Annotated in this window: 17 protein-coding genes; 9 read left to right on the forward strand and 8 right to left on the reverse strand. The window is 66.5% G+C overall.

All coding sequences use genetic code 11. The features are described 5' to 3' along the window. The coding region (locus tag ALA01S_RS23875) for a PAS domain-containing sensor histidine kinase (protein WP_066341762.1) at positions 1-2817 on the forward strand (2817 nt) is incomplete at its 5' end. 24 nt (positions 2818-2841) lie between these two features. On the opposite strand, the gene ALA01S_RS23880 is transcribed toward ALA01S_RS23875, so the two are convergent. After that, on the reverse strand, positions 2842-5622 hold the full coding sequence (locus ALA01S_RS23880) for a hybrid sensor histidine kinase/response regulator (RefSeq protein WP_084267871.1): 2781 nt from the start codon (positions 5620-5622) through the stop codon (positions 2842-2844). Positions 5623-5984: 362 nt separating this feature from the next. Between ALA01S_RS23880 and ALA01S_RS23885 the strand changes: the two genes are divergently transcribed. From ALA01S_RS23885 to ALA01S_RS23895, 3 genes are all read left to right on the forward strand, one after another. Further along, entirely contained in the window at positions 5985-7379 is a 1395-nt protein-coding gene (locus ALA01S_RS23885) for an MFS transporter (RefSeq protein ID WP_066341764.1), read from the forward strand. Between the two features lie 95 nt (positions 7380-7474). Beyond that, on the forward strand, positions 7475-8818 hold the full coding sequence (locus ALA01S_RS23890) for an NAD(P)/FAD-dependent oxidoreductase (RefSeq protein ID WP_066341766.1): 1344 nt from the start codon (positions 7475-7477) through the stop codon (positions 8816-8818). A gap of 253 nt (positions 8819-9071) precedes the next feature. Continuing rightward, positions 9072-9497, forward strand: a complete 426-nt coding sequence (locus ALA01S_RS23895) for a hypothetical protein (RefSeq protein ID WP_157119235.1) — start codon at positions 9072-9074, stop codon at positions 9495-9497. Between the two features lie 156 nt (positions 9498-9653). Here ALA01S_RS23895 and ALA01S_RS33435 read toward each other — a convergent pair whose 3' ends face one another. Further along, on the reverse strand, positions 9654-9920 hold the full coding sequence (locus tag ALA01S_RS33435) for a hypothetical protein (protein WP_157119236.1): 267 nt from the start codon (positions 9918-9920) through the stop codon (positions 9654-9656). 206 nt (positions 9921-10126) lie between these two features. Here ALA01S_RS33435 and ALA01S_RS23900 point away from each other — a divergent pair, with 206 nt between their 5' ends. After that, entirely contained in the window at positions 10127-10894 is a 768-nt protein-coding gene (locus tag ALA01S_RS23900; RefSeq protein WP_157119237.1) for an N-acyl amino acid synthase FeeM domain-containing protein, read from the forward strand. A 140-nt stretch (positions 10895-11034) separates the two neighbouring features. Here the strand turns inward: ALA01S_RS23900 and ALA01S_RS32155 are convergent, their stop codons facing one another. After that, entirely contained in the window at positions 11035-12888 is a 1854-nt protein-coding gene (locus ALA01S_RS32155; protein ID WP_084267872.1) for an ATP-binding response regulator, read from the reverse strand. Between the two features lie 314 nt (positions 12889-13202). On the opposite strand from ALA01S_RS32155, the gene ALA01S_RS23915 reads away from it, so the two are divergent. Continuing rightward, the gene (locus tag ALA01S_RS23915; RefSeq protein WP_084267873.1) at positions 13203-14024 is read left to right on the forward strand and encodes a helix-turn-helix domain-containing protein; all 822 of its coding nucleotides are present in this window, start codon (positions 13203-13205) and stop codon (positions 14022-14024) included. On the opposite strand, the gene ALA01S_RS23920 is transcribed toward ALA01S_RS23915, so the two are convergent. Further along, complete coding sequence (locus ALA01S_RS23920) at positions 13987-15678, reverse strand: sensor histidine kinase (RefSeq protein ID WP_169805991.1); 1692 nt, start codon at positions 15676-15678, stop codon at positions 13987-13989. The two genes, ALA01S_RS23915 and ALA01S_RS23920, sit on opposite strands and share 38 nt — an antisense overlap. Before the next feature lie 479 nt (positions 15679-16157). On the opposite strand from ALA01S_RS23920, the gene ALA01S_RS23925 reads away from it, so the two are divergent. Further along, positions 16158-17465 carry an EAL domain-containing response regulator gene (locus ALA01S_RS23925; RefSeq protein ID WP_157119238.1) on the forward strand — a complete coding sequence of 436 codons (1308 nt, stop codon included), beginning with the start codon at positions 16158-16160 and terminating at the stop codon, positions 17463-17465. 51 nt (positions 17466-17516) lie between these two features. Here ALA01S_RS23925 and ALA01S_RS34955 read toward each other — a convergent pair whose 3' ends face one another. Beyond that, complete coding sequence (locus tag ALA01S_RS34955; RefSeq protein WP_066341790.1) at positions 17517-17771, reverse strand: ATP-binding protein; 255 nt, start codon at positions 17769-17771, stop codon at positions 17517-17519. Positions 17772-18318: 547 nt separating this feature from the next. Between ALA01S_RS34955 and ALA01S_RS23935 the strand changes: the two genes are divergently transcribed. Continuing rightward, a complete protein-coding gene (locus tag ALA01S_RS23935) occupies positions 18319-20013 on the forward strand; it encodes an MASE1 domain-containing protein (RefSeq protein ID WP_157119239.1) in 1695 nt (564 codons plus the stop codon). Positions 20014-20041: 28 nt separating this feature from the next. Here ALA01S_RS23935 and ALA01S_RS23940 read toward each other — a convergent pair whose 3' ends face one another. The 3 genes from ALA01S_RS23940 to ALA01S_RS23950 form a co-directional block, all read right to left on the reverse strand. Next, positions 20042-22084, reverse strand: coding sequence for a hybrid sensor histidine kinase/response regulator (locus ALA01S_RS23940; RefSeq protein ID WP_066341793.1), 2043 nt, complete (start codon positions 22082-22084; stop codon positions 20042-20044). 35 nt (positions 22085-22119) lie between these two features. Then, positions 22120-22923, reverse strand: a complete 804-nt coding sequence (locus ALA01S_RS23945) for an alpha/beta fold hydrolase (RefSeq protein ID WP_169805992.1) — start codon at positions 22921-22923, stop codon at positions 22120-22122. 163 nt (positions 22924-23086) lie between these two features. Then, complete coding sequence (locus ALA01S_RS23950; protein ID WP_066341801.1) at positions 23087-23971, reverse strand: LysR family transcriptional regulator; 885 nt, start codon at positions 23969-23971, stop codon at positions 23087-23089. 334 nt (positions 23972-24305) lie between these two features. On the opposite strand from ALA01S_RS23950, the gene ALA01S_RS23955 reads away from it, so the two are divergent. Beyond that, on the forward strand, positions 24306-24553 hold a 248-nt coding region (locus tag ALA01S_RS23955; protein WP_157119241.1), incomplete at its 3' end, for a hypothetical protein.

A 24553-nucleotide genomic window follows, 5' to 3' on the forward strand; every position in this document is an offset into this window, starting at 1 on the left:
ATCAAACACAACCTAGGCCGGCGCTTTGAGCTCGCCGCCGCCGACGGCGCCCATCGCTTCGCCTTCACCGCCACCGCGCTGCACGACGACGCCGGCCGCCCTGCCGGCGTGCTGTTCACGGGCGTGGCCGTCGCCGCCGCGCCGGAACTCGCCGAGCTGCTTTGCGCCCAGCGCCGCCTGGCCCAGGCCGAGGAGCAGTTGCGGCTGGCCACCGACGCGGCCGAGGTCGGCTTCTGGGACGTGGACCCCGCCACCGGCGCCGTGCAGTGGCCCGCCCGCGTGAAAACCATGTTCGGCCTGCCGCTGGATGCCGACGTGACCATGGCCGACTTCTACGCCGCCCTGCACCCCGACGACCGCCAGCGCGTGCGAGAGGCCTTCGAGGCCGCCTGCGACCCCGCGCGGCGCTGCCTCTACGACGTCGAATACCGCACCGTCGCCCGCGAGGACGGCCAGGTGCGCTGGGTCGCGGCCAAGGGGCGGGCGCTGTTCTCGGCGGCGGGGCAGTGCGTGCGCGTGCTGGGCACGGCCAGAGACGTCACCGCGCGCAAGGCCGCCGACGAGGCCATGCGCCGCATGGACGATCGCAGCGCGCTGCTGCAGGCCATCAGCGACCTGTCGCCCGACGCCATCTTCGCCAAGGACCTCGGCGGCCGGCTGCTCTTTGCCAACCCCGCCACGCTGGCCCTGGTGGGCAAGCGCGCCGACCAGATGGTGGGCCACACCGACGCCGAGTTCCTGGACGACCCCGAGGCCGCCCGCGCCATCATGGCCAACGACCGCCGCGTCATGGACGGCGACGCGGCCGAGGAGATCGAGGAGCCGCTGCCCTACCCGGACGGCAGCGTGCGCGTGTGGCTGTCCCGCAAGATGCCGCTGCGCGACGCCGCCGGCCGCGTCATCGGCCTCCTGGGCGTCTCGCGCGACATCACCGAGCGCAAGCGGCTGCAGCAGGCGCTGCAAAGCTCCAAGGACAACCTGCAGCGCATCCTCTACAGCATCACCGACGGCGTGGCCGTGCTCGACCGCCAGTGGCGCTACACCTACTTCAACGAGCAAGGCGCGCGCATCCTGGGCGTGCGGCGCGACGAGCTGCTGGGCCAGACCCTCTGGGACGCCTTTCCGCACGTCCGCCAGCGCCTCTTCGGCTCCGAGCTGCAGCACGCCATGGACACGGGCGAGCCCACGCACTTCGAGGAGTTCTATCCCGAGCCGCTGAACAAGTGGATCGAGTGCCACGGCTACCCGTCGGCCGACGGCCTGTCCATCTTCTTCCGCGACGTCACCGAGCGCCACCAGGCCCAGGCCGCGCTGCACGCCAGCGGGCAGCGGCTGCGCCGCGTCTTCGAGCTCAACCCCATCGGCATGGTCACGGGCAACGCCGACGGGCGCCTCATGGAAGCCAACGATGCCTTCCTGCGCATCGTGGGCAAGACCCGCGAGGAACTGCGCCAGGGCCTGTTGCGCTGGACCGATCTCACCCCGCCGGAACACCTGGCGGCCGACCGCCGCGCCGTGGCGCAGGCGCAGCGCGACGGCATCTCCGCCGTCTACGAAAAGGAGTACCTGCGTCCCGACGGCAGCCGCGTGCCCGTGATGCTCGCCACCTGCCTCTTCGACGGCGAAAGCGAGCTGCTGGCCTTCGTCATCGACATCACCGAGCGCAAGCGCGCGGAAGAAGCGCTGCGCCAGTCCGACCGCCGCAAGGACGAGTTCCTCGCCACCCTCGCCCACGAGCTGCGCAACCCCCTGGCGCCGCTGCGCAACGCGGCGCAACTGCTGGCCTCGCCCGCGCTGCGGCTGGACCAGCTCGGCTGGATCCAGCGCCTCATGGAGCGCCAGGTGCGCCACATGGCACGGCTGCTGGACGATCTGCTCGACCTCGCCCGCATCAGCCAGGGCAAGCTGCAGCTCAAGAAGGAGCGCGTGACGCTGGCCGCCATCGTGGACCCGGCCGTGGAGGCCGCGCGCCCCATGCTGGACGCCAAGCGCCACGTGCTAACCGTGTCGCTGGAAGAGGGCGTGGCGCTTGGGCGCCTGGCGCTGCAGGCCGACGCGGTGCGGCTGTCGCAGGTGCTCTCCAACCTGCTGACCAACGCGGCCAAGTACACCGACGCGGGCGGGCGCATCGCGCTGCGCGTCTGGCGCGAGGGCGCCGAGCTGTGCATGAGCGTGCGCGACAACGGCATCGGCCTGCCGCCGGAGGCGGGCGCGCGCATCTTCGAGATGTTCGGCCAGCTCGAAGCCGGCGCCGCCCGCTCCGAGGGCGGCCTGGGCATCGGCCTGGCGCTGGTGGCCGGCATCGTGGAGCTGCATGGCGGCCGCGTGGTGGTGGAGAGCGACGGCCCCGGCCTGGGCAGTTGTTTTACTTTGCGGCTGCCGCTGGACGAGGCCGGCGCCGAGCCGGCGGCCCAGGCGTCGGACGAGTCCGCCTACGCCGGGTTGAAAGTGCTGGTGGCCGACGACAACGAGGACGCCGCGCAGACCCTGGCGCTGCTGCTGAGCTTCCAGGGCTTCGAGACCCGCGTGGCGCTGGCGGGGCTGGACGCCGTGGCGCTGGCGCGCCAGTGGCCGGCCGACGCGGCCGTGCTGGACATCGGCATGCCCGACCTGGACGGCCACGCCGTGGCGCGCGCCCTGCGGGCGATGGAAGGCGGGCAGCGCATGCGGCTCATCGCCCTCACCGGCTGGGGCCAGGACGCCGACCGCCGCAAGTCCGCCGCCGCCGGCTTCGACCACCATCTCACCAAGCCCGTGGACGTGCAGCAGTTGCTGGCGCTGCTGGCGGGCGAGCGCGGGAGTGAGCGCACGGGTTGAGCGGCTGGCCCGGCCGCCAGCGGCTCAGGAGCCGCCCTGGGTCCGTGGCGGCGCCGCCGCCTGGGCGCCCTTCACAGGGCCCATAGCCCGCACCAGGGCGCGCAGCCTGGCCTCCAGCTCGTCCACCAGGGCGGCCAGCTCCGGGGCGTCGGTTTCATTGGGCGGCTGCTGCAGCCGGCGCTCCAGGGCCGCGGCCGTCTCCGCCATCGCCGCGCCGCCCAGGGTCGCCACGGCGCCCTTGAGGGCGTGCGCCGCCTGGCGCGCCTGCTGCCACTGGCCGTCGCGCAGCATCTGCGCGATGCGCTGCGCCTCCTGCCCATGGTGCTCGCAGAACAGGCGCAGCACGGCCAGGTAGCGGTCCTTGAGGCCCAGCAGGTTGGCCACGGCCTGGTGCGCGTGGAAGCCTGGCAGCCGTTCCAGCCGCGCCAGCACGGCGTCCTGCGGCGTGGCGCCCGCGGGCTGTTCCAGGACGGGCCGCCCGTCGTGGGCCGCGGGCTGGGCGTTGCCGCTGCCCGCGGGCAGCCAGCGCCCAAGCGTGGCGTAGAGCTGGCCCGGGTCCACCGGCTTGGACACGAAGTCGTTCATGCCGGCGGCCAGGCAGGCGGCCCGGTCCTCGTCGAAGGCGTTGGCCGTCATGGCCAGTATGGGCAAGCGCGCAAAGCGAGCGTCGCTGCGCAGGATGCGCGCGGCGCTGAGCCCGTCCACCACGGGCATCTGCACGTCCATGAGCACCAGGTCGAAGTCGCCGGCGCCGGCCTTGGCGACGGCTTCCTGGCCGTCCTGCGCCACCTCCACGTGCAGGCCCGCCGCGCGCAGCAGCTCCTCGGCCACCTCGCGGTTGATCTCGTTGTCGTCGGCCACCAGCACGCGCGCGCCGGCATGGCGCTGGCGCAGCCAGGATTCCGCCTGCGCGCTCTCCGGCCCAAGCTGCTCGACCGGCCGGCCGCAGCCCAGCCGGGCCGTGAACCAGAAGGTGCTGCCGTGCCCGGGGTCGCTCTGCACGCCGGCGTTGCCGCCCATGAGCTCGGCAAAGCGCTTGGTGATGACCAGGCCCAGCCCCGTGCCGCCGAACTTGCGGTTGGTCGATGTCTCGGCCTGCTCGAAGGCCTCGAACAGGCGCGGCAGCGCCTCGGCCGGTATGCCCACGCCCGTGTCTTCCACGGCAAAGCGCAGCAGCAGCCGCGGCCCCTGTTCCTGCTGCTCCTGCTCCTGCAGCAGCTCCACGCGCAGCGTCACGCTGCCGTGGCTGGTGAATTTCACGGCGTTGCTGGCGTAGTTCAGCAGCGCCTGGCGCACGCGCGTCTCGTCGCCATGCAGCCACGGCGGCACGCCGTCGGCCTCGGTCAGGAGGCGCAGGCCCTTGGCCGAGGCCGTGCTGCTGACCATGGAGGCCACGTTGTCCAGCAGCGCCAGCAGCGAGAAGTCGTGCGCCTCCAGGTGCAGCTTGCCGGCCTCGATCTTCGAGAGGTCCAGGATGTCGTTGATGATGGACAGCAGGTGGCGCGAGGAGCTTTCGATCTTGCCCAGGCGCTGCGCCTGCAGCGCCGAGGCCGACTCGCGCGCGAGCAGGTGCGTGAGGCCCAGGATGGCGTTGATGGGCGTGCGGATCTCGTGGCTCATGTTGGCCAGGAAGTCGCTCTTGGCCTGGTTGGCGGCCTCGGCCGCGGCGCGTGCCTCTTCCAGCTCCTCGGTGCGCTGCGCCACGCGCTGCTCCAGCCCGGCCTGGTGTTGCTGCAGCGCCGCCTCGCGCTGGCGCAGCAGCTCGCCGGCGCGCGCCAGCGCCGCGGCCAGCGTGGCCGCCTCGCGCAGGTGCACCGCGGGCACCTCGCGCGCGTGCCCCAGGCCCAGGGCCAGGGCCGGCTCGGTGAGCGCGTCGAAGGAGCGGGAAATCCACGTCCCCAGGTGGCGGGCCAGCAGCAGGCCCGCGGCCAGCAGCGCGGCCACACCCGCGGCCATCAGGCCCAGCGCGCGGTAGAGGTCCGTGGTCAGCGCGCTGAGCGGTATGCCCACGGCCACGTGCCAGCCCGTCATGGCCGAGCGCGCGTGCACGGTGAGCGCCTGCACGCCCTCGACGGTGAGGGTTTCGCTGGCGCCCTCGCCGGACTGGGCGAGCAGCCGCAGCACGTCCGGCGACGCCTTGCTGCCCACGACGCGATCCGGCGCATGCGTGCGGCCAAAGAACGTGCCCTGCGTGTCGAGCATGCCGACGATCCAGTCCGCGGGCAGGCGCTGGGCTCCCAGCAGCGTGTTGAAGTACTGCGGCAGCATGGCCACGCCCAGGGCGTAGGCGACCTGGCCGTCCACGCGCACCGGCACCATGACGGAGACGACCGGCTGCTTGAGCGCGGGCCCCTGGAACACGTCGGACAGGAAGGGCCGCCCATTGGCGAACACCGGCGCGGCCAGCGCCGGGCTGCGCTGCGCCGGCAGCGCCTGGCCCGGCTCCAGCGCCGTGTTGAGCACCTGCCGGCCCGTCGCATCCAGCAGCACGGCGTTGGAGGCCAGCCCCGATTCCTTCAGGATCTCGCGCGCGTGGCGGTGGAACGCCGGCAGGTTGCCCTGGGCCAGCGATTCGGAGCGGGCCAGGGCCTGGGCGATGGACTGCACCCGCAGCACGTGGTTGTCCACGGCCTGCACCAGGGCGCGCGCCGTCAGCAGGGTGTTGTCCACCAGTTGCTGGCGCCCCTGGCGGTACTGCTGTGCCAGCAGCACGCTCGCGCCCAGCAGGCCGGGCAGCAGGCAGGACAGGAGCAGCAGCGTCAGCACGGCGCGCACGCTCCACAGGGGGGCTGGGGTTGGGGGCATGCGCAAGTGTCGGGTGTCGAGTGTCTGAATGTTATGGAACTTCACGCCCAGTGTGCGGCGCACCGGCCGGCCCCGCCATCGGCGGGCTGGCCCCTGGTGCCGGCGCGGGGCCGGGCAGGGCGGCGCTGTGGCCTCGGCGCGGCCGCGGAAGCGGTCATCGGATTCCGGGATTTCCCTCAATCTGACCGATTGCCGGACGCGGCTGGCCGATGTCCGGTCATCTTGACGGGTGTCATTGCGTCCGGCGCGCCGCCTGCTGCCTACATTGCGGGCCGTCAAGACGCCCGGCCCCAGCGACTTCTCTTCCCCGCGGCCCCGGGCGGCTTCAAGCAGCGACACCACCCCCGTCAGGAGACAAGCCCATGGCCAGCCTTGCGCAGCCCAACGAGCCCTCAGGCTCGCACCAGACCCGGAAAGCCACCGCCAGCGGCTGGATAGGCTCGGCGCTGGAGTACTACGACTTCTTCATCTACGCCACCGCCGCGTCGCTGATCTTTCCGCAGCTCTTCTTCCCGAGCAGCAACCCCACCACGGCCATCATCGCCTCTCTGGCCACCTACGGCGTGGGCTACGTGGCGCGCCCCATCGGCGCCTTCGTCCTGGGCCACTGGGGCGACACGCTTGGGCGCAAGCGCGTGCTGGTGCTGTGCATGTTCCTCATGGGCTTTTCCACCATCGGCGTGGGCCTGCTGCCCACCTACGCGCAGGCCGGGCTGCTGGCGCCGGCGCTGCTGGTGGTGATGCGGCTGATCCAGGGCTTCGCCGTGGCCGGCGAGATCTCCGGGGCCAGCTCCATGATCCTGGAGCACGCCCCGTTCGGCCGCCGCGGCTTCTTCTCCAGCTTCACGCTGCAAGGCGTGCAGGCCGGGCAGATCCTGGCCGCCGCCGTCTTCCTGCCGCTGGCGCACTACATGCCCAAGGACGACTTCAACGCCTGGGGCTGGCGCATCCCCTTCCTGCTGAGCTTCATCGTCATCGCCGTGGGCTACTACATCCGCCGCGAGGTGGACGAGACCCCCGCCTTCGCCGAGGAGGCGCGCGAGGGCCACGTGCCCAAGGCGCCCATGGTGCAGGCCATCACCGAGAGCTGGCCGGACATGCTGCGCGTGGTGTGCATGGCGCTCATGAACGTCATCCCCGTGGTCACCACCATCTTCGGCGCGGCCTACGCGGTGCAGCCGGGCTACGGCATCGGCTTCGAGAAGGACGTCTACCTCTGGATTCCCGTGCTGGGCAACATCGTGGCGGTGCTGGTGATCCCGTTCGTGGGCAAGCTCTCCGACCGCATCGGCCGGCGCCCGCCCATCATCGTGGGCGCGCTGGCGTCGGGGGCGCTGTCCTTCGGCTACCTCTACGCCATCAGCGTGCACAACGTGCCGCTGGCCATGGTCATGTCCGTCCTGATGTGGGGCGTGGTGTACCAGGGCTACAACGCCGTGTTCCCGAGCTTCTACCCGGAGCTGTTCCCCACGCGCACCCGCGTGTCGGCCATGGCCATCTCGCAGAACCTGGGCACGCTGGTGACGGCCATGCTGCCGGCGGTGTTCACGGCCGTGGCGCCTCCGGGGGCGGACAACATCCCGCTGACGGTGGGCGCCATCACCTTCGGCATCACGGTGCTGGCGGCGCTGGCGGCCTTCAGCGCCCGCGAGACCTACCGCGTGCACATGCACGACCTGGGCAACCGCCACGCCGTGCCGGTGGACCGCGCGGAGTACGAGCGGCTGCGCCTGCAGGCCTTGGCCGGCGGGCGCTGACGCAGATGTAAGCGAAGCGCGCGCCGCCTTCCCCGCCCGCCGCGGCGGCGCCAACATCCCGGGCCCGGCCTCGGCCACAGCAAGAAAGTTCCGCCATGGCATCCACTCCCTCGTCCAGCGCCGGTGGCCCGCACCGCATCGTCATCGTGGGCGGCGGCGCCGGGGGGCTGGAGCTGGCCACGCAGTTGGGCCGCAAGCTCGGCCGGCGCGGGCAGGCGCAGGTGACGCTGATCGAAAAGGCACGCACCCATTTCTGGAAGCCGCACCTGCACGAGATCGCCGCCGGCACGGTGGACATCAACGCCCACGCCGTGGACTACCTCGCGCAGTCGCACTGGAACTGCTTTCGCTACCGCGTGGGCGAGATGACGGGCCTGGACCGCGCGCGGCGCGAGGTGCACGTGGCGCCCTACGTGGACCCGGAGGAGGGCGAGCAGGTCACGGGCGCGCGCGTGTTCGGCTACGACACGCTGGTGATCGCCGTGGGCAGCCTCAACAACGACTTCGGCACGCCCGGCGTGCAGGAGCACGCGCTACTGCTGGAGACGCCGGCGCAGGCCGAGCGCTTTCACCGCCGCCTGGTCAACGCCTGCGTGCGCGCGCATGCGCAGGGCGCGCCGCTGCGGCCGCAGCAGTTGCAGGTGGCCATCATCGGCGCCGGCGCCACGGGCGTGGAGCTGGCCGCGGAGCTGCACCACACCACGCGCACGCTGGTCTCCTACGGGCTGGACCGCATCGACGCCGAGCGCGACATCCGCATCAACCTCATCGAGGCCGGCCCGCGCATCCTGGCCGCGCTGCCGCAGCGCATGTCGGCCTCGGCGCAGTCGCTGCTGGAAAAGCTCAAGGTGCGTGTGCGCACCAACGCCCGCGTGACGGCCGTGACGGCCGAGGGCGTGCAGCTGGCCGGCGGCGAGGCCATTCCCGCCGAGCTGGTGGTGTGGGCCGCGGGCGTGAAGGCGCCGGAATTCCTCTCGCACCTGGACGGGCTGGAGACCAACCGCATCCACCAGCTCCTGGTTGGGCCGACGCTGCAGACCTCGCGCGACGAGAACGTGTTCGCCATAGGCGACTGCGCCAGCGCCCCCTGGCTGGGCCACGAGGGCGCCACCGTGCCGCCGCGTGCGCAGGCCGCGCACCAGCAGGCCTCGCACCTGGTCAAGCAGATGCAGCGCCGCCTGCGCGGCCAGCCGCTGCAGCCCTGGCGTTACCGGGATTTCGGCTCCCTGGTGTCCCTGGGCACTTACACCACGGTGGGTAATTTGATGGGCCAACTGGTGGGGGGTAATTTCTGGATAGAAGGTTTATTCGCCCGCTGGATGTATCAATCCCTGTACAAAATGCACGAGGTCGCCTTGCACGGCTGGTGGAAAACAGTGCTGGGGACGGCTTCGAGGTTCATTGCCAGACGAACCGAGCCGCGGGTGAAGTTGCATTGAAGCGTGCCTGATGGAAATAAAGTTTCTTGACGAGAAACAATACTGACAAAATGCGCGAAAAGGGCGGCGCAGGCATCATTTGGGAATGAATTGCGCGCCATCTGGCCTTGTCTTGCCAAAAAAGACGAAAGTTTTTGCGCATCGGTCAATTACACTGAAATGTGTCCCGCTACCTGCCGATAGACGGGCCGAAACTTTGCCTTGACCCATGCGCTCATCGGTTGCCTGCCTGCCCAAAGGAATACTCACGTCCTTGTCCTTGACGCAGGACAGGCTGTTGGTGAAAGCAGGCGTGCTTTATGGCCAGCCTGTGCAACTGTGCGGTGGCGGTGTGGCGTGCTGGGCCTTCTGGTCCATCAGGCGCCTGGCGACCCGGGAGGGTCTGTTTTTCTGGTCGGCCCGCCCCTTTTATTCTTCCTGTCCCGCTTCGCCCGTGCTGCCGCTGCGCATATTGGACGGCTGCGGTGAATTGACCGCGCACCAGTTCAAAGGTTTGGCCACGGCGCTGGGCATATGGAGCTCCATCCGCAAACCGCCCATGCTGGAGCGTGCAGGTATTTTCAATTTGCAGGCCGCGACCGAAATTCCGGATTGCCATCTGGACGCCGTGATGGCGCGCGACAGCCACTTCGGCCTGAGCGCGCGGGCCGCGTCCACGGGCCGCGACGTCGGCCTCTGAGCGCGGGCAGCCGCCTCCCCGGCGGCTGACGCCGCGCCCCTTGTGGGCGCGCGGGCCTGCGGCGATCCGGCCGCACCGGGCGCGTGTTGCGCCGGATGTGGCGCCCCAGGGCCGCGCCGCAGGGCGCCGGCAAGCACAACTGCAACCCGACCGCCATCATGGCGGCAGTGGCGCTGGCCGCCGGATTTGCGTTTGCGGCATCTTGATTTTCATTGACCAACAGCCTGGAAATTTCTGGCGGGCCGGTGTATGCGGCCCCGCCTGAAAAATCACATATTCCCGTTCGGTCACGCGCAAACCAGCAGTATCTTCGGTCATTTCCTGACAAAAAACACAATCTTCATGCCGGCTTTCTTCAGGAAGCGAGGCAGGGATAAGCACGAACGCCGAAAGCGACTGGCAATCAAAAGCAGCACTGCTCACGGATTATTTCAGCAAGCATTCTGCAAGCCAGTTTCTATATTGGCTCCAATAAGCGGCCTGGTTTTGTGGTCGTGCCATTGTCGGACTGGCAAACAGCATTTGGCCATGCAAAACCGCGGTATGTGGATCGATCCCCGCCCGCGACGTTTTCCCAATCATGTCGCAGGGCTTATTTGTTGATTGGGATTTTGTTTCATGGAGTCATGATGGAAAGCCGCCAAATCGCTGCCCTTGCCCAGTATGCACAACCCGAGCACCAGGAGCCACAGGAGTCTCCGAAGCGCGAGATTCTGGGATTTACCGTGCGCGCGGTAGACAACGAGTACGACCTGGCGCGGGTGCGCAAACTTCGGGCGCTGGCTTATGGCCATCATTTGCCTTTGATGGCGGCGCAATTCGGCAAGGAGGACCCACTGGACATGGACCCCGACACGGTGGTTTTCTGTGCCGAGGACAAGGCCACCGGCGAGGTCGTGGGCTCTTGCCGCATACAGGTCAATCGCAACCGTCCCTTGCAGATTCACGGTTGCATTGAAGAACCGGCGCATTTGCGTGGCTTGCTGGTATCGGAGATTACCAGGCTGGTCGTGCTCCCGTCGTACAAGGATAAATCGGTGCGCATGGGTATCGTCAAGGCCTGCCATCTTCATAACATTGCAACCCAGGTGGCTGGAATTTATGCGGGCTCACGGCCTGCACTGATGCGCCAATATCGTGCCCTGGGGTTTTCGGATTTGTATGAAGACAAGCGGGAAGTTCCCCTGAGCTATACGGGTGGAATTCCTCACCGGATTCTTTGGTTGAGCAACGTCACTGCTGAACAGGATTGGGCCAGAATGAGCAATCCGTTTTACCATTTCGTCTTCAGAACGTGGCATCCCGATATCAGCATTTTTGCCAAAGCATTCTCAGGTATTTCTCGGGTCGCAGTGGCAAGTGAGAATATCGACCCCGTAGGAATTGATGGGGCTTGAACCTCAATGCTGCGGTCACGGCGTGAAGCTGGTGCCAAGCCGGGCTCCCCCGGTGAAAAATCCGGAGCGGAGCAGGTTTGGCCTTGACCGTGAGAAGATGATATTGGAAATGCAGGGCGCAAGCGGCGGCATGAATCAATTTAATTGATTTTGCCGCGCTTGTGGTTCTGCATCGGTGCGAGCCGCTGCGCAACTGTCCGGATCAGGTCGTTGTTTGAATAGGGCTTGCCCAAATGGGCGTCGGCGCCTGCTTGCCGCGCGTTGATGACGTCTTCCGGCATGCACCGGCCGGTGACGATAACTATGGGCAATCGTGGCGACGCAGTTTGTGCTTCGTATTCCCTGATTTTGCGTGTTGCCGCCAGTCCATCCAGTCCTGGCATATCACCGTCCATGAGCAATATATTGGGCCGTTGCGAGTCATTCATGGCGGCCTGGACAGCCAAATCGCCACGGCCCACCACGCTGACCCTCAATCCGCACATTTCAAGCGTGGAGCGCGCCAGTTCGGCGGTTAAGTTGTCGTCCTCAGCAATAAGTGCATGACCTTCCAATGTTGCGGGCAGGTTGAATTCTTGTTTGGGTTGGCGATTTTGTAAAGAAACGACGACCTTGGCGAGATTGACTTTCAAGGTGAAGGTCGAACCTTTTCCAAGCTCACTGGACACTTCCAGCGTGCCTTTCATCGCAGTGGCCAGGCGCTTGCTGATGCTCAAACCCAGCCCGGTGCTGCCCAGTCCTCCGCCGACTTTTTCCTGTGCATGCCGGGAAAATGGTTCGAATATTGTTGTGAGATTTTCTTCAGCGATGCCGGGGCCATTGTCGGCAACGTCAAGGATAATATTCCCATTTCCGTCCGCATCCCTCACGCGCAAGACCACCTCTCCGCCCTTGTCGGTGAATTTGATGCCATTGCTGATGAGGTTGAGTGAAATCTGCTTTATTCGTCCCGGATCGGCATGGACATGGTAAGGCATCGGGAGCACATTCCAGGCAGCAAATTTTACGCCCTTCTCCTGCCCAATCAGAAAGCCAATATTGCTGACTTCCTCGATCACATCATTCAAATCAAATACTTCAGGGCGCAATGTAACGCCTGCAGCCTCCAGCCTTCCGAAATCCAACATGTCGTTGACCAGGCTTACCAGATGCTCGCCTGATTTGATGATCATCTCCGCTGCCTTGGCGGTGCTGTTTGCCGAAGGGTCGCGGGCTATCTGGTTGCTCATTGCCAAAATGCCGTGTATAGGGGTGCGCAATTCGTGCGTGATGCTGGACATCATTTCTACGCGGATGCGTGACTCGGTGCGGGCCATTTCCAGGGCAATTTCATTCTGTTTTTTGTAGCGCAGTATGGTTCGACTTTGGACAATGCGTTGCCTTTCATCGCGTGCAGCTCTGCGGGCATTAAGCAGCAGCACGGCTCCATAAATAGCTATTGCGATTGCAGTGCTGTTTCCAAAAAATGATTGCTGGATCAATAAATAAAGTATGGTCTGGCCAATAATGGGCGTTGAGTAGAGTACGCTTGAAACCCAGTCGGATTCCAGCGTACTCATGGCGACAGCGGACACGCCACATAAGCCCGCGGCTGTCCAAAGCAGGGCTTCTTGGGGGGCATTGGACTGTAATGCGAGCAAACCGATCGCGCCCAGCAGAACGCCGTCGAGAAAAAGGGTGACTCTTATCCAGAAAAACCAACGATCCAGTACCGGCTGGCGCGCTTTACAATCTTTCCAGCGAAAAACCAGTGCCAGCCTCCAGGCGGCGGCCAGCGTTTTTGCGGCCAGCCAATACCAGACGTAAATGCCAACGCTCTCGTGAAGATAAACGGCCATCACTACGGAATAAAGCAAGGCTCCAACCGCCCCGCCTTTGATCCGGTTCGCCATGCTCTCCATTTGCTCATAATGGACCTCGGCCATTAATTCATGGTCGAATCTTCCAATATGGGCGGCTTGGGCAGTCCGGAACTGCTTTTCTTCCTGTGCCATTCACTTTCCCCTACTGAAGTACCTTCCTCGACAACTTCGTTTTCTATGCTCTCCGGCGTGTGAAGTCAGGTTTGCAGAGCCCATGCGTGCTGCCGCTGACGCAGTGCGGAACAACGCCGACGGCTGCCGCTCGCCGTGATGCCTAAAATGCTTGGTCATACCGATCAACAGCCTCACGTACTTGGTGCACTGCTTGGCAAAAGACAGCAGTAGCACCTACCGCGAACCGCGATTTGGTCTTGAACAAGTTGCCTTTTGTGGAAATTTTCTTGCCTTTCCGCCGCGAGGCGACACCATGACGAATCACCACACCCATGCCAGCGCCCGTTGAATCCAACTTCCCGCTCGGGTCCCAATTGGCCGTGTCGTTGCTCCGGCGCCACGGGATTGCTTCGCACAAGCACTCGACCACCATTCGCGACGTGTTGGGCCTGTCCTACAGCCAAGCGCATCGCAAGATCAATGGCGACTCGCCTTGGACGCCGGAAGAGCTGGAAATTCTGGCCCGCCATTTTGGCGACACTTTTGCCTCCATGGTGTTGTCGGCCCTCGAATCCGAGAAGCGCGTCACGGCCCAATTGGTCATGGGCAAAACCTCGGTGGAGGCTTATCTGTGGCCGGGCGAACGTATCAGCAATGCCCCGGAAGGCGCGCTGGTGGCCGTGCCGGTGAATTCGGAATGGCTGATTTGCCCGGTCAACAATGCCGTTCGGGATAATTGCTACGCCATCAAGCGGATATTGATAGAGCCGCCGCCGGAGCGTTTGACCCGCGTGGCCGTGCTGGACGACGTGCAGGAATTGGCCGTCACCCTGGCTGCGTCCTTCACCGAAGCGGGCCTGGAATCCGATGCATTTTTCACTGTCAGTGACCTGCGCAATAAAATACCGGAATACGACGCCTTCGTGCTCGACTGGCTGGTCAGCGGTGAAACCGCCAAAAACCTGATTGACGACATCAGAAAAATGAAGCCCGACGCTCCTGTGGCGGTGCTGACAGGCCAGATTGGGGCGGGGTTGGCCAGCGAGGCGGAGGTGGCGGCGCTCATGGCGGTTCACAAGATTTTGTTCTTTGAAAAGCCGGTTCGATTTTCCATCATCAATGCTGCAATTGCCCAGGCCGTAGCGAAGAAATAGCTTGTACCAGGCTGGCCCGCGAGATTTTGCCGGTCAGCAGGGCGTCGAACGGCCAGGGTTTGCCGGCGTCCTTTTCGGACGTTCGCGCATGGAAAGCGAGTATGGGCGTGTCGCGGTTGGCACCCTGGCTGCTTTTGAGGCTCAGGGCCAGGCGGCGGGCGTTGTGGCGCGGTAATTCCATGTCCACGCACACCAGTGCATATTCCTGCAACGCCAGTCGGTTGGCGGCCGTGGCGATGGCGAAAACGCATTCCACCATCCGGCCCTGCTGATTGAGTGACGACATCAATTCCCGGCAAGCCTGGGAATTGCCGCTGACCACCATGACTTTTGCATCGGTGGGCGGCATTGGGAGGCCGTCTTCGTCGTCGCGCACCCGCTCGCAGGGAATGGTGACGCTGAATCGAAGCCGGTTGGGCGGTCGTTTCTCCAGTGCCGTGTGCCCGTCCAGGAATTCCGTCAGCGTGCGCACCAGGGTCAGGCTCAGGCTGTCGTTGAGGGCGTCCTTGGTCCCCTGGGCGTCGGCCGCAACGGCTTCCATGGGTGGGGTGCCTGCAGCTTCCGCCTCGACCACGAAATTGATGTGGCCGCGCGCCTCGTCATAAGGCTGCATGGACAGCGTCAGGGTATGGGGGTGCAGCGTGGCCGATAGGTGCTTGGCCACGTTGGCCAGCACCTGCACGATTTTGTCGGAGTCCGCCACCAGGAACAGCGGCTCCTGGAGCGGGCGGGTCCATATTTGGCGTCCGCCGTTGCCGCCGTCGGATTGCAACTCGGCCGCTACGGATTCCAGCAGCGTGCCGGCCTCGAATGGCGAGGGCGCCAATTGCAATTGCCAGGCTTCGGCCCGCGCAATGGTCAGCAGGTCGCGCAATTCCTGGGAAAGCCGTTGCGCGGACGTCGAGATATTGGCCGCGAGTTTGGGCCGGTTGGCCTGCTGGGAAGGCGCTTCCATCAATTCCAGCGAGGACATGATGGCCTGCAGCGGTGAGCGCAACTGGTGGCTCACCCGCGCCAGAAAAGCGCTTTTGGCCACCATGGCGGCTTCTAAGGCCCACAACTGATTTTCGTCGGTGTCCTTTTTCAGGCGCACCCGCCATTGGCTCAGCAACGGACCAAAATACAGGGCCGGCAGCAGCGCCAAAAAGACCAGCGACATCAGCGTTTGCGCGTGGGCCGACCAGAAGGGGTTGCCGAAGTAGAGCACGGGCGTGGCGGTGAGCCACGATCCTGCCCAGGCGAACCAGAATGTGCGCACGCCGTAGCGCAGGCCCACTGGAATCACGATGAAGGCCAGGTAGGGCACGAGAAAACTGGTGGCAGTGGGCGCGTCGCAAAGAAAAACGGCAAATGCCGCGGCGTCGAAAAATATTGTGAAATATTGCAATCCGACCAGGGCATTGGTTCCGCGGCGCAACAACACATATTGCGCCAGACCCAATACCGTCCAGGCCACGGCCAGCAGCGGCGCGACGAGGACGTTGCCGAAGGCCCCGTCGCGCCAGGGGCCCGTCAGCGCGATGGCGGCCAGCGCCGCCAGGCCATGCAGGGCCCGCGCCAGAGCGCGGCGCTTTTCGCTTTCGTCACGGCCGCGGACCGAATGTGCTCCAAGCCAATCGCGAAATTTTGAATTTGCCCAGAGGCCGGAAATCACACAAAACATATTTAAATATGGATTTCGATCCCGAAGGGTCATATTTGGGAGTCGCAAGCGGCCAGTGTAGCAACGGCTTCGTCTACTCTGCGCTGCACAGCGTCCTGCGGTTTGACTGGCCCGAGATTTATCTCCTGTTGGAGAATTTTTTATATTTTTCCCTTGGACGACATTTCACCGATGCCGCGCTTTGCCGTCACTTGCCCAAGCCCCACTTGTAAGGTGTGTAAACCAGATTCCGGTGAAAGTTTGCGTTTCCTGCGCAATGAGGTCAGGAAACGTGCGCCTTGAGACAGAGTGTCATAAAATGTATCTGAGCTCGCAGGCATTCATGCCTGCAGCGGGTGCCGCCGCGGCGCTGTGCCGTCAGGCGGGACGTTTTGTGACCAACCGCGCACGATGGGTGTCCCGTGAGCCTGAGTTCCTACCCCACGAACAGCATTTCTCCTGCCCGCTGGGAGGCGCCCCGGAGTTGGGCCGTGGAGCGGCACCGTCGCGCGGCTGACGACGGTTCGCTGCCTGTTTCTTCCTTGCGGCCCAGCGTGGTGTCGCGGCCAGGGCGTGCCTGGGTGCTGTGCGCCGATGAAGCCTGTGCGCGCCAGCTCGAAGCCGAGCTGCTGGCCGACGGCTGGCAGGTCGGCGTGCGGGTGTCCAGCATGCAGCATCTGCTGCTGCACCTGTACTGCGAGGCGCAGCCGCCTGACGTGCTGGTGTGCGGGCTGCATTTCGAGGACGGCGATGCGCTGCGCCTGATGCGGCTGCTTTGCGGCGACGAGCAGGCGCCGCTGCTGTTCTTTGCGGCACAGCACCAGCCGCGCGGCGTGCTCAAGAGCGTGCTGGCCATGGCGCAGTGCTGCAAGCTGGAGGCCGCGTGCTGCCTGGAGCCTTCGGCGGGGCAGGGGCAAGTGGCCCAGGCGCTGCGCAACTACCGGCGCAGCGGCGCGCGCAAGGACAAGGCCATGCCGCCGGAGCTGCCGCTGTCGGAGCTGCGCGCGATGCTGGACGGGGGCCGGCTCGAACCCTGGCTGCAGCCCCAGGTCCGGCTGGCCAGCCGGGACGTGGTGTGCGTGGAGGCGCTCATGCGCGGCGTGAGCTCCGACGGCGCGCCGCTGGGCCCGGCGCGGCTGCTGCCGGCACTGCACCAGCACGGCTTGCTGGAGGAGGCCACGCTGCTGATGGTGCGCCAGCTCTGCGAGTTCCTGGCCGCCTGCGTGGGCGACGGGCTGCCGCTGCGTGGCGCGCTCAACGTCTCGCTGCGCTTGCTGGCGGACGAGAGCTTCTGCGCCGAGCTGCAGCAGGCCGTGCGGCGCTGCGGCCTGGAGCCCAGCCGCCTCACGCTGGAGGTGGACGAGCACGACCTCCTGGGCGACCTCACCACCGTCATCGAGAACACCACGCGCTGCCGCCTCATGGGTTTTGGCCTGGCGCTGGACCATTTCGGCACCGCCTACTCCAGCCCGCTGCAGTTGTCGCAACTGCCTTTTTCGGAGCTGAAGATGGACGGCAGCCTGGTGGCGGGCATGGCGACGGACGCGGCCAAGCAGGCCATCGTGGCGTCCTCCACCAGCCTGGCGCGCGGCCTGGGCCTGCGCGTGGTGGCCGAGGGCGTGCAGTCGCCCTCGGAGCTGCGCGCCGTGCGCGAGGCCGGCTGCACCGAGGCGCAGGGCTACCTGCTCATGCGGCCCATGTCCATGCAGGCCATGCGCCAGTGGCTGCGCGGGCTCGACGGGCTGCGCATGCCTGCGGAAGAAGAGCTGGCGGACGACGTTTTCCTCAAGCGCTGGTAAGGCCCGCGCCCACGAATGGGGCAATCCGGACACGCCATTCAACGGCTGGGCTCAACCGCCGCTTTGCGCCCCCGCCTCTGCCTGCACCGCCTCCAGCGGCAACTCCATGCTGAAGCGGCTGCCCTGGCCGGGCGCGCTGTCCAGCGCCAGGCGCCCGCCCATCATCTCCACCAGCCGCTGGACGATGGACAGCCCCAAGCCCGTGCCGCCGAAGCGCCGCGTGGTGGAGGCGTCGGCCCGGGTGAAGGGCTGGAAGATCGCGGCCTGCTTCTGTCGCGGGATGCGCCACGGCCGCCATGAGCCCAAGCACCAGCAAGGGCCAGCGCCGCGGCTGCAGGCGGCTGAAGAGAGAAGGCCTGGGCGTCGGCTGGGCTCGATAGAAGCCCGGGCAAGACCCGGGCCCTTAGGCTGCCGCACGCCCGCCGATGCGGGAGCTGGCGGTTTGGGTATTTCTTTGTGTGCCTATTTGTCATGAGCCGAAAAATATTTACAAGTTGCTGCCGCTGTCGATTTATCGTCGCTCCAATATGACCTGTTGCTGCCCATCGGTTGGGCGCAAGATACATGCAAAGCGTTTTCTGAAAGAAGAGTAAGTGGACGCTGCCTGACGTTTTGCTTGCTATGGGTTTTGGCGTGCCTGGTCCGACATGTCTGATGTGCGAAATACACGCTTTGGTAGAAAATTATGGCGTCACGCTGGCCCATTTTACAATGCTGCAAAGCATTATGGCAGTTGTCGGTAAAAGTGGGTCAGCCACTGGCGCGAAAATTTATTCGGCATGTGTTGATTTGACTGCTTCATGGCCCGGTCAAAACGCTTGGCCCAAAGTGCACGAAAGATCGAGGTGATGCGTTGGAATCCTGGGGGGCAAGCGGCAAAGTTCTGAACAAATTGAAGGCAATCGCCCTGAGAATGCGGTTTTTCGTTTTTCCGGTGGTTTATATCCTTGCGGCCTGGGGCGGCCAGGGGTTTTCTATTGCGCCCGCTATGGGCGTGTGCCTGTGGCCGCCCAGCGGCTTGTTCGTCGCAACGCTGTTGCTTCAGCCTGCACGCCAATGGCCGCCGTTGATGGCTGTTGCGCTGTGCGCTGACCTTTTTTCCAGCATCGTAATTTTCAAGTTTCCGCCCGGCATTGCGCTGGTCATCGCGATCGGCAATGCCCTGGAAGCCTTTGTTGGTGCATTTTTACTTCAGCGTTGGGCTCGGGGGAATTTCCGGTTTTCCGGTGTGGCGTCCGTGATGGCATTTTTATTGTGTGCCACCGTGTTCAGCCCTTTTTTGAGTATGTTGGTGGGAGGCACCGCCGTCAGCATCCATACCGGCGACCCTTTGCTGGACTCGTGGAAATTGTGGTGGACAGGCGATGCTGCCGGCGTCTTGATGTTTGCGCCGCTGATACTGGCCGTCTTGGGGCCACAGGGCGGCACCGGCAGGGGCGCGGCCAGGACTGCGGAAATTGCCCTGATGCTGTGCCTGCTGCTGGCGGTCGGGCATGGCGTTATGCTTAACCCGCATCCGACCATCTTTATTATTCTCCCCATCCTGATTTGGGCTGCCATTCGCGGTGAGCATTTGGCCATCGCCTTGGCCAATTTCCTGATGACTGTCCAAGTCGTGCTCTACACCAAGCGGGGCCTGGGGCCGTTTGCGCTGGACTACGCATTGGAAACACGCCAGTTTCTGGTGCAGTCCTTCATCATGGCTGCAGCCCTGACGGGATTGGTACTGGCCGGCTTGGCCTGCCAGCGCCGCAAATCGGCTTTGGAACTGAACGCAGCGCGGACTGCCGCGGAGGCTGTGCTGGCAGCGGCGGAATCACAGCGAATCATCGCCGAGCGCGCCAACCAGGTGAAAAGCCAGTTCTTGGCCCATATGAGCCATGAGCTGCGCACGCCTTTGAACGCCGTGATGGGATTCAGCCATTTGATGACACGCATGTCCCTGCCTCATCCGGCAGGAGATTACGCGACACATATTCACCATGCAGGCGGGCATTTGTTGAGCTTGATTGACGACGTCCTGGACCTGTCAAGAATCGAAGCCGGCAAACTGCAGCTTGAAATCGTTCCCTTCAAATTGCTGCCACTGCTCGATGCGGTGTGTGCCTTGCTGCAGCCGCAAGCCCAGGCCAAGGCGCTGGAGTTGCGCCTGGATATTCCGGTGCCCCTGCCTGACGAGGTCGTGGGCGATTCTTTGCGGCTCAAGCAGGTGCTGATCAATCTTCTGTCCAATGCCGTTAAATTCACGCAGTCCGGCAGCGTGGTATTGAGCGTTCACCCCGTCACCTGCAACCCTGAGCTGGTGACGCTGCTTTTTGCCGTTCAGGACACCGGCATGGGCATTCCCCTGGAACAGCAGTCCCATATTTTCGAGCCCTTCATGCAGGCCGACAGTTCCACCACGCGGCAATTTGGCGGCACGGGATTGGGCCTGGCCATCGTGCGCCGCCTCGTGGACATGATGGGCGGGCTGCTTGAATTGCAGAGCGTGCCCGGCCAGGGCAGCACCTTCAGCGTCACGCTGACCCTGGCCTTGCTGCCGCGGTAACCCTGAAACTCAGGCGGCCCTGGCCGGCCTATCCCAGCAGCGAATCCAGCTCCCCCAGCATGTGCGGCAAGTCCAGCGGCTTGGTCCAGTAGGCGGCAAAGCCGGCGGCCTGGGCCTGCTCGATGTCGCTGGACATGGCGGCGGCCGACACCACGATGGCCGGCACGTCGCGCAGCGCCACGTGGCGGCGCAGCTCGGCCAGCACCTGGATGCCGTTCATGTCCGGCAGGTGCATGTCCACCAGCAGCAGCCGCGGGCGGCAGCGCAGCGCCTCGGCCACGCCGCCGGCACCGTCCACCGCCACCTGCAGCCGCCATTGCGGCCGCATCTGGAACAGCGTCTGCATCAGCAGCGCGTTGACCGGGTTGTCCTCGATGTAGAGCACGTCCACGGCCGGCGTCCCGGCCTGCGGTGCGGGGGCGGGCTTGGGCGGCGCGTCGCCGGCCGCGGCCGGCTTGGGCGCGTGCGGGGCGCCGCCGGCAGCGGCGTCACAAACACCCGCGGCACCGGCGGCACCGCCCGGCGCATCGGTACCGTGCGGCGGTGCGCCTTGCGGCTGCGGCAGCTCGTGCTCCAGCAGCCCCGGCGTGGCCGCGCGCGCGGCCTCGGCCGCCACGGCGGGCATGCGCACGGTGAACGTGGAACCCATGCCCGGCAGGCTGCGCACGGCAATGGCGCCGTCCATCAGCGGCAGCAGCCGCTGCACGATGGTCAAGCCCAGGCCCGCGCCCTTGACGCCGCCGCGCTCGGCCCCCAGCCGGTTGAAGGGCTGGAACAGCGCGGCCTGCTGCTGCGCGTCCAGGCCCACGCCGTCGTCCTTGACCTCTATGGACAGGTGCCCGCGCCCGTCCTCGCGCGCCGACAGCCACACGTGCCCGCCCGGGTGGTTGTACTGGACGGCGTTGGAGAGCAGGTGGCCCAGCACCTGCAGCAGCCGCGCCTCGTCGGCCAGCACCAGCAGCGCCGGCGCGCACTCCACCAGTTGCAGCACGATGCCCTGGCCCTGCGCCTGCTCGCGCGCGAGCTCCAGGGCACGCGCGAGCAGCGCGCGCAGCGGTAGCGTCACGGGGTTGAGCGTGGCGCGGTCGGCCTCGATGCGGGCGATCTCCAGCATGTCGTCCACCAGGCGCAGCAGCTCGCGCCCGGACTCGCCGATGAGGCTCAACTGGCGCCGCTGCGGCCCGCCCAACGCGCCGGACTCCAGCTCCAGCAACTGCGCAAAGCCCAGGATGGCGTTGAGCGGCGTGCGCAGCTCGTGGCTGGCGCGGGCGAGAAACTCGGTCTTGGCGCGGCTGGCGCGCTCGGCCGTCTCGCGGCTTTGCGCGGCCACCTCCAGCTCGTACTGCTCGGTGATGTCGGCCACGTAGCCGTGCCAGACGACGCGGCCATCGCCGGCGCTGGCCGTGGCCTGCACGGCGTGCCAGCGCTGGCCGCCGTCGGGGGCGGTGACGCGGAAACGGTCGCGCCAGGTCTGGCCGTTGTCGGCGGCGGCGTGCAGCGCGCGGCGCACGCGCTCGCGGTCCTCGTGGTGTATGCGCTCCAGCCAGGGCGCGTCGCTCTCGCGCAGCTGTGCGGGCACCACGCCGTACAGGCGCCGCGCGGCCTCGCTGGCGTAGGCGAAGGCGCAGTGGCCGCCGGCCTCGCAGACGAACTGGAACAGCATGCCCGGCGCCAGCTCCGCGGCGCGCTTGACGCGCAGCAGCTCGTCTTCCAGGCGTCGGCGTTCCACCACGGGCAGCACCACCAGGTCGATGTGCTCGGCGGCTTGCGGCGGCGCGGGGTGGGCGCGCGCGTGGGCCAGCACTTCGACCGTGGCGCCGTCGCAGCCGCGCAGCGACAGCGCCAGCTCGCGCGCGGCGCCGTGCATGCGCAGCATGGGCATGAAGTAGCCGTAGTACAGCAGCCGCCCGCCGCCGCCCAGCAGCGCGTCGATGTGCAGGCCCTGCAACTGCTGCGGCGTGCCGTGCAGCAGCTCGCACAGCGCGGCATTGATCTGCCGCACCAGGCCGTCGGCGCCCACGCTCATCCAGGGACAGGGCAGCGCGTCGGGGTCTATGAGCAGGCTGGGCATGGGCAGGCGTGGCGGAGCGGGGCGGGGCGGGAGTTTCAGGCGGCGCCCAGGTACTGCGCGATCAGCGCCGTGGTGCGCGGCGCCTGGCTGAGCTGCGGGCAGTGGCCGGCCGTGTCCAGCAGCGCCAGCTCGCTGCCGGCAAGGTGCTCGTGCAGCCAATGGCCCACGGGCACGGGCACCACGACGTCGCCCGCGCATTGCACCAGCAGCGCGGGCACGCTGACCTGCGGCATGAGCGCGCGGTGGTCGCCCAGGAAGACCAGCCGCGCCAGGCGCTGCGTGGTGTAGGGGTCGCTGGCGGCGAAGCTGGACTCGACCTCGCTGAGCAGCTCCGGGCGGCTGGGGTCGTTGAGCGCCATGGGCGCCATGAACTGCGCCCAGCCCAGCATGCTGCGCTCCATCATGGCCAGCACCGCCTCCAGGTCGGCGCGGTCGAAGCCGCCGGCGTAGTCGCCCAGGTTCATGTAGCAGGGCGAGGCGGTGAGCAGCACCAGGCGCTCGAAGCGCGCGGGCTGCGCCAGGCTGGCCAGCAGGCCGATCATCCCGCCCACCGAGTGGCCCACCACCGACACGCGCTCCAGCGCCAGCGCGTCGCAGATGTCCAGCAGGTCCTGCGCGTAGCCGTGCAGGCTGCCGTGGCGGGCCTCGTCGTAGCTCTGCGCGGCGGCGGCGCTGCAGCCGGCGTGGTCGAACACCACGACGCGGTGCGTGGCCTCGAAGGCCGGGGCCACCAGGCGCCAGGCGCGCTGGTCAAAGCCCAGGCCGTGGCTGAACAACAGCGCTCGCGATCCGCTGCCGTTCACGCGCACGCGGTGGCGCAAAAGGACATTCCCGTTCACAGCAACTCCGGCGCCCAATGGATTCACTTCACTGCGATGTTAGGTGCCGGCGGGAGCAATTCAGTTGCCGCAGGGCGCAAAACCTAGCACTTCCCGCAGCGGCTCGCCCAAAGCTTGAGATGGCGCAGGCCCTGGGGCACGGCACGCGCCACGGCCCAGGCATTCAGTCGTGCAGCAGCGCCTCCACCAGCTTGCGCACGATGTGCAGGCCCGGCGGCTCGGCGCGGCCGGCCAGGGTGACCATGCCGAAGCGGGCGCGGGCGTCCAGCGCGGGGGTGAGCGCCAGCTCCACCAGGTCCGGCGCCGCCGCGCGTATGGCCAGCAGCACGGCGTCGCTGTGGCGGGCCACGTCCACCAGCGGCGGAATCTCCTCGCAGCGCAGCGTGACGCAGTGGGCCGGGTGTGCCGTTGGGCCGTAGCGCTCCACCAGGATGCGCGCCACCTCCTCGCTCAGCGGCGTGGAGGCGATGGGGAACTGCTGCAGGGCCGCAAAGCGCAAGGCCCCCGTCCAGCGCGTGAGCGGGTGGCCTTCGCGCACCATGAAGGCGCCGCGCAGCTCGGCCAGCGAGCCCACGTGCAGGTCCGCCGCGGGGGAGAGCGAGCGCGCGTCGATGACCAGCGCGTCGAGCCGGCGCTCGCGCAGCGCGTGTTCGAGCAGGTGGATGTCGCCGCGTGCGATCTCCAGCACCGTGCCGGGGTGGCGCGTGGCCATGGCCTGGAGCAGCGGCGCCATCAGCAGCGCGCCGGGCCCGGAGCCCAGGCCCAGGCGCAGCCGCCCGGCCTGCCCGGCGCTCATCTGGCGGCCGCTGGCGGCGAGCTCGTCGGCCTCGAACAGCAGTTGCCGCGCGCGCTGCACCACCTCGCGGCCAAAGGGCGTGAGCTCGCTGCGCCGGCCCACGCGGTCGAACAGCGGCTGTCCCAGCTCCTGCTCCAGCGCCGCCACGCTGCGGCTGAGCGCGGGCTGCGTGATGAACAGCAGCTCGGCCGAGCGCGTGAAGGAGCCGGTCTCGGCCAGGGAAGTGAGATGTCGCAACTGCACCAGCGTCACGGCGGCCTCTTTGGTCAACACATGAGTTGAGCGCATGCTAAGCGGTAAATCAATGCGCCGAAGATGCGGTCACGCCGCCTGCCGCCAGCCCTTGGCGTGTGCGTTGTGCGCACACCTGTGACAAGCGGCCGGTACAGCCGGCCTTGTGCCAGCCGGCCGCAGCCCTGCTTCATTCCTGAACGGGCTCCAGGCCCGTGAAACTGGCCGGCACAGCCGGTTTGACAGCCAATTTCACGGGTTAACCCTGAGGTTTTGGCGGAGAAACCGGTTCGCGTGCGGGCTGGTATGCAGCTTGCGCTTACGCCTTCATGACAAGCACGAAGGAGCAACAGCGATGATGGCGTTGGACGAAGCCTGGAAGCGTGGGTTCAAGGCGGGCGAAGTGTTCAGCAAGCACTGCCCCTACAGCGACGAGTCGCCAGAAGCGCGCAGTTGGTTCCTGGGCTGGAACGAGGGCTCCTCCAAGTCGCTGGGCTTTCCCTACAAGACGTTCACGCAGTGGTCGCGTCCGCCGGTGATGCCCGGCCCGTTGCCGCGCCCGCTGCCCCTGGGCGCGGCGGCCGTGCTGGAGCCGGGCCTGCC

Source organism: Azohydromonas lata NBRC 102462 (assembly GCF_001571085.1).
Lineage (GTDB): Bacteria > Pseudomonadota > Gammaproteobacteria > Burkholderiales > Burkholderiaceae_C > Azohydromonas > Azohydromonas lata.

What these genes read in the sequence shown, in the direction of transcription:
- ALA01S_RS23880 (WP_084267871.1), bottom strand. Translation starts at nt 5,622, where the DNA reads ATGCCCCCAACCCCAGCCCCCCTGTGGAGCGTGCGCGCCGTGCTGACG.
- ALA01S_RS23885 (WP_066341764.1), top strand. Translation starts at nt 5,985, where the DNA reads ATGGCCAGCCTTGCGCAGCCCAACGAGCCCTCAGGCTCGCACCAGACC.
- ALA01S_RS23890 (WP_066341766.1), top strand. Translation starts at nt 7,475, where the DNA reads ATGGCATCCACTCCCTCGTCCAGCGCCGGTGGCCCGCACCGCATCGTC.
- ALA01S_RS23900 (WP_157119237.1), top strand. Translation starts at nt 10,127, where the DNA reads ATGGAAAGCCGCCAAATCGCTGCCCTTGCCCAGTATGCACAACCCGAG.
- ALA01S_RS32155 (WP_084267872.1), bottom strand. Translation starts at nt 12,888, where the DNA reads ATGGCACAGGAAGAAAAGCAGTTCCGGACTGCCCAAGCCGCCCATATT.
- ALA01S_RS23915 (WP_084267873.1), top strand. Translation starts at nt 13,203, where the DNA reads ATGCCAGCGCCCGTTGAATCCAACTTCCCGCTCGGGTCCCAATTGGCC.
- ALA01S_RS23940 (WP_066341793.1), bottom strand. Translation starts at nt 22,084, where the DNA reads ATGCCCAGCCTGCTCATAGACCCCGACGCGCTGCCCTGTCCCTGGATG.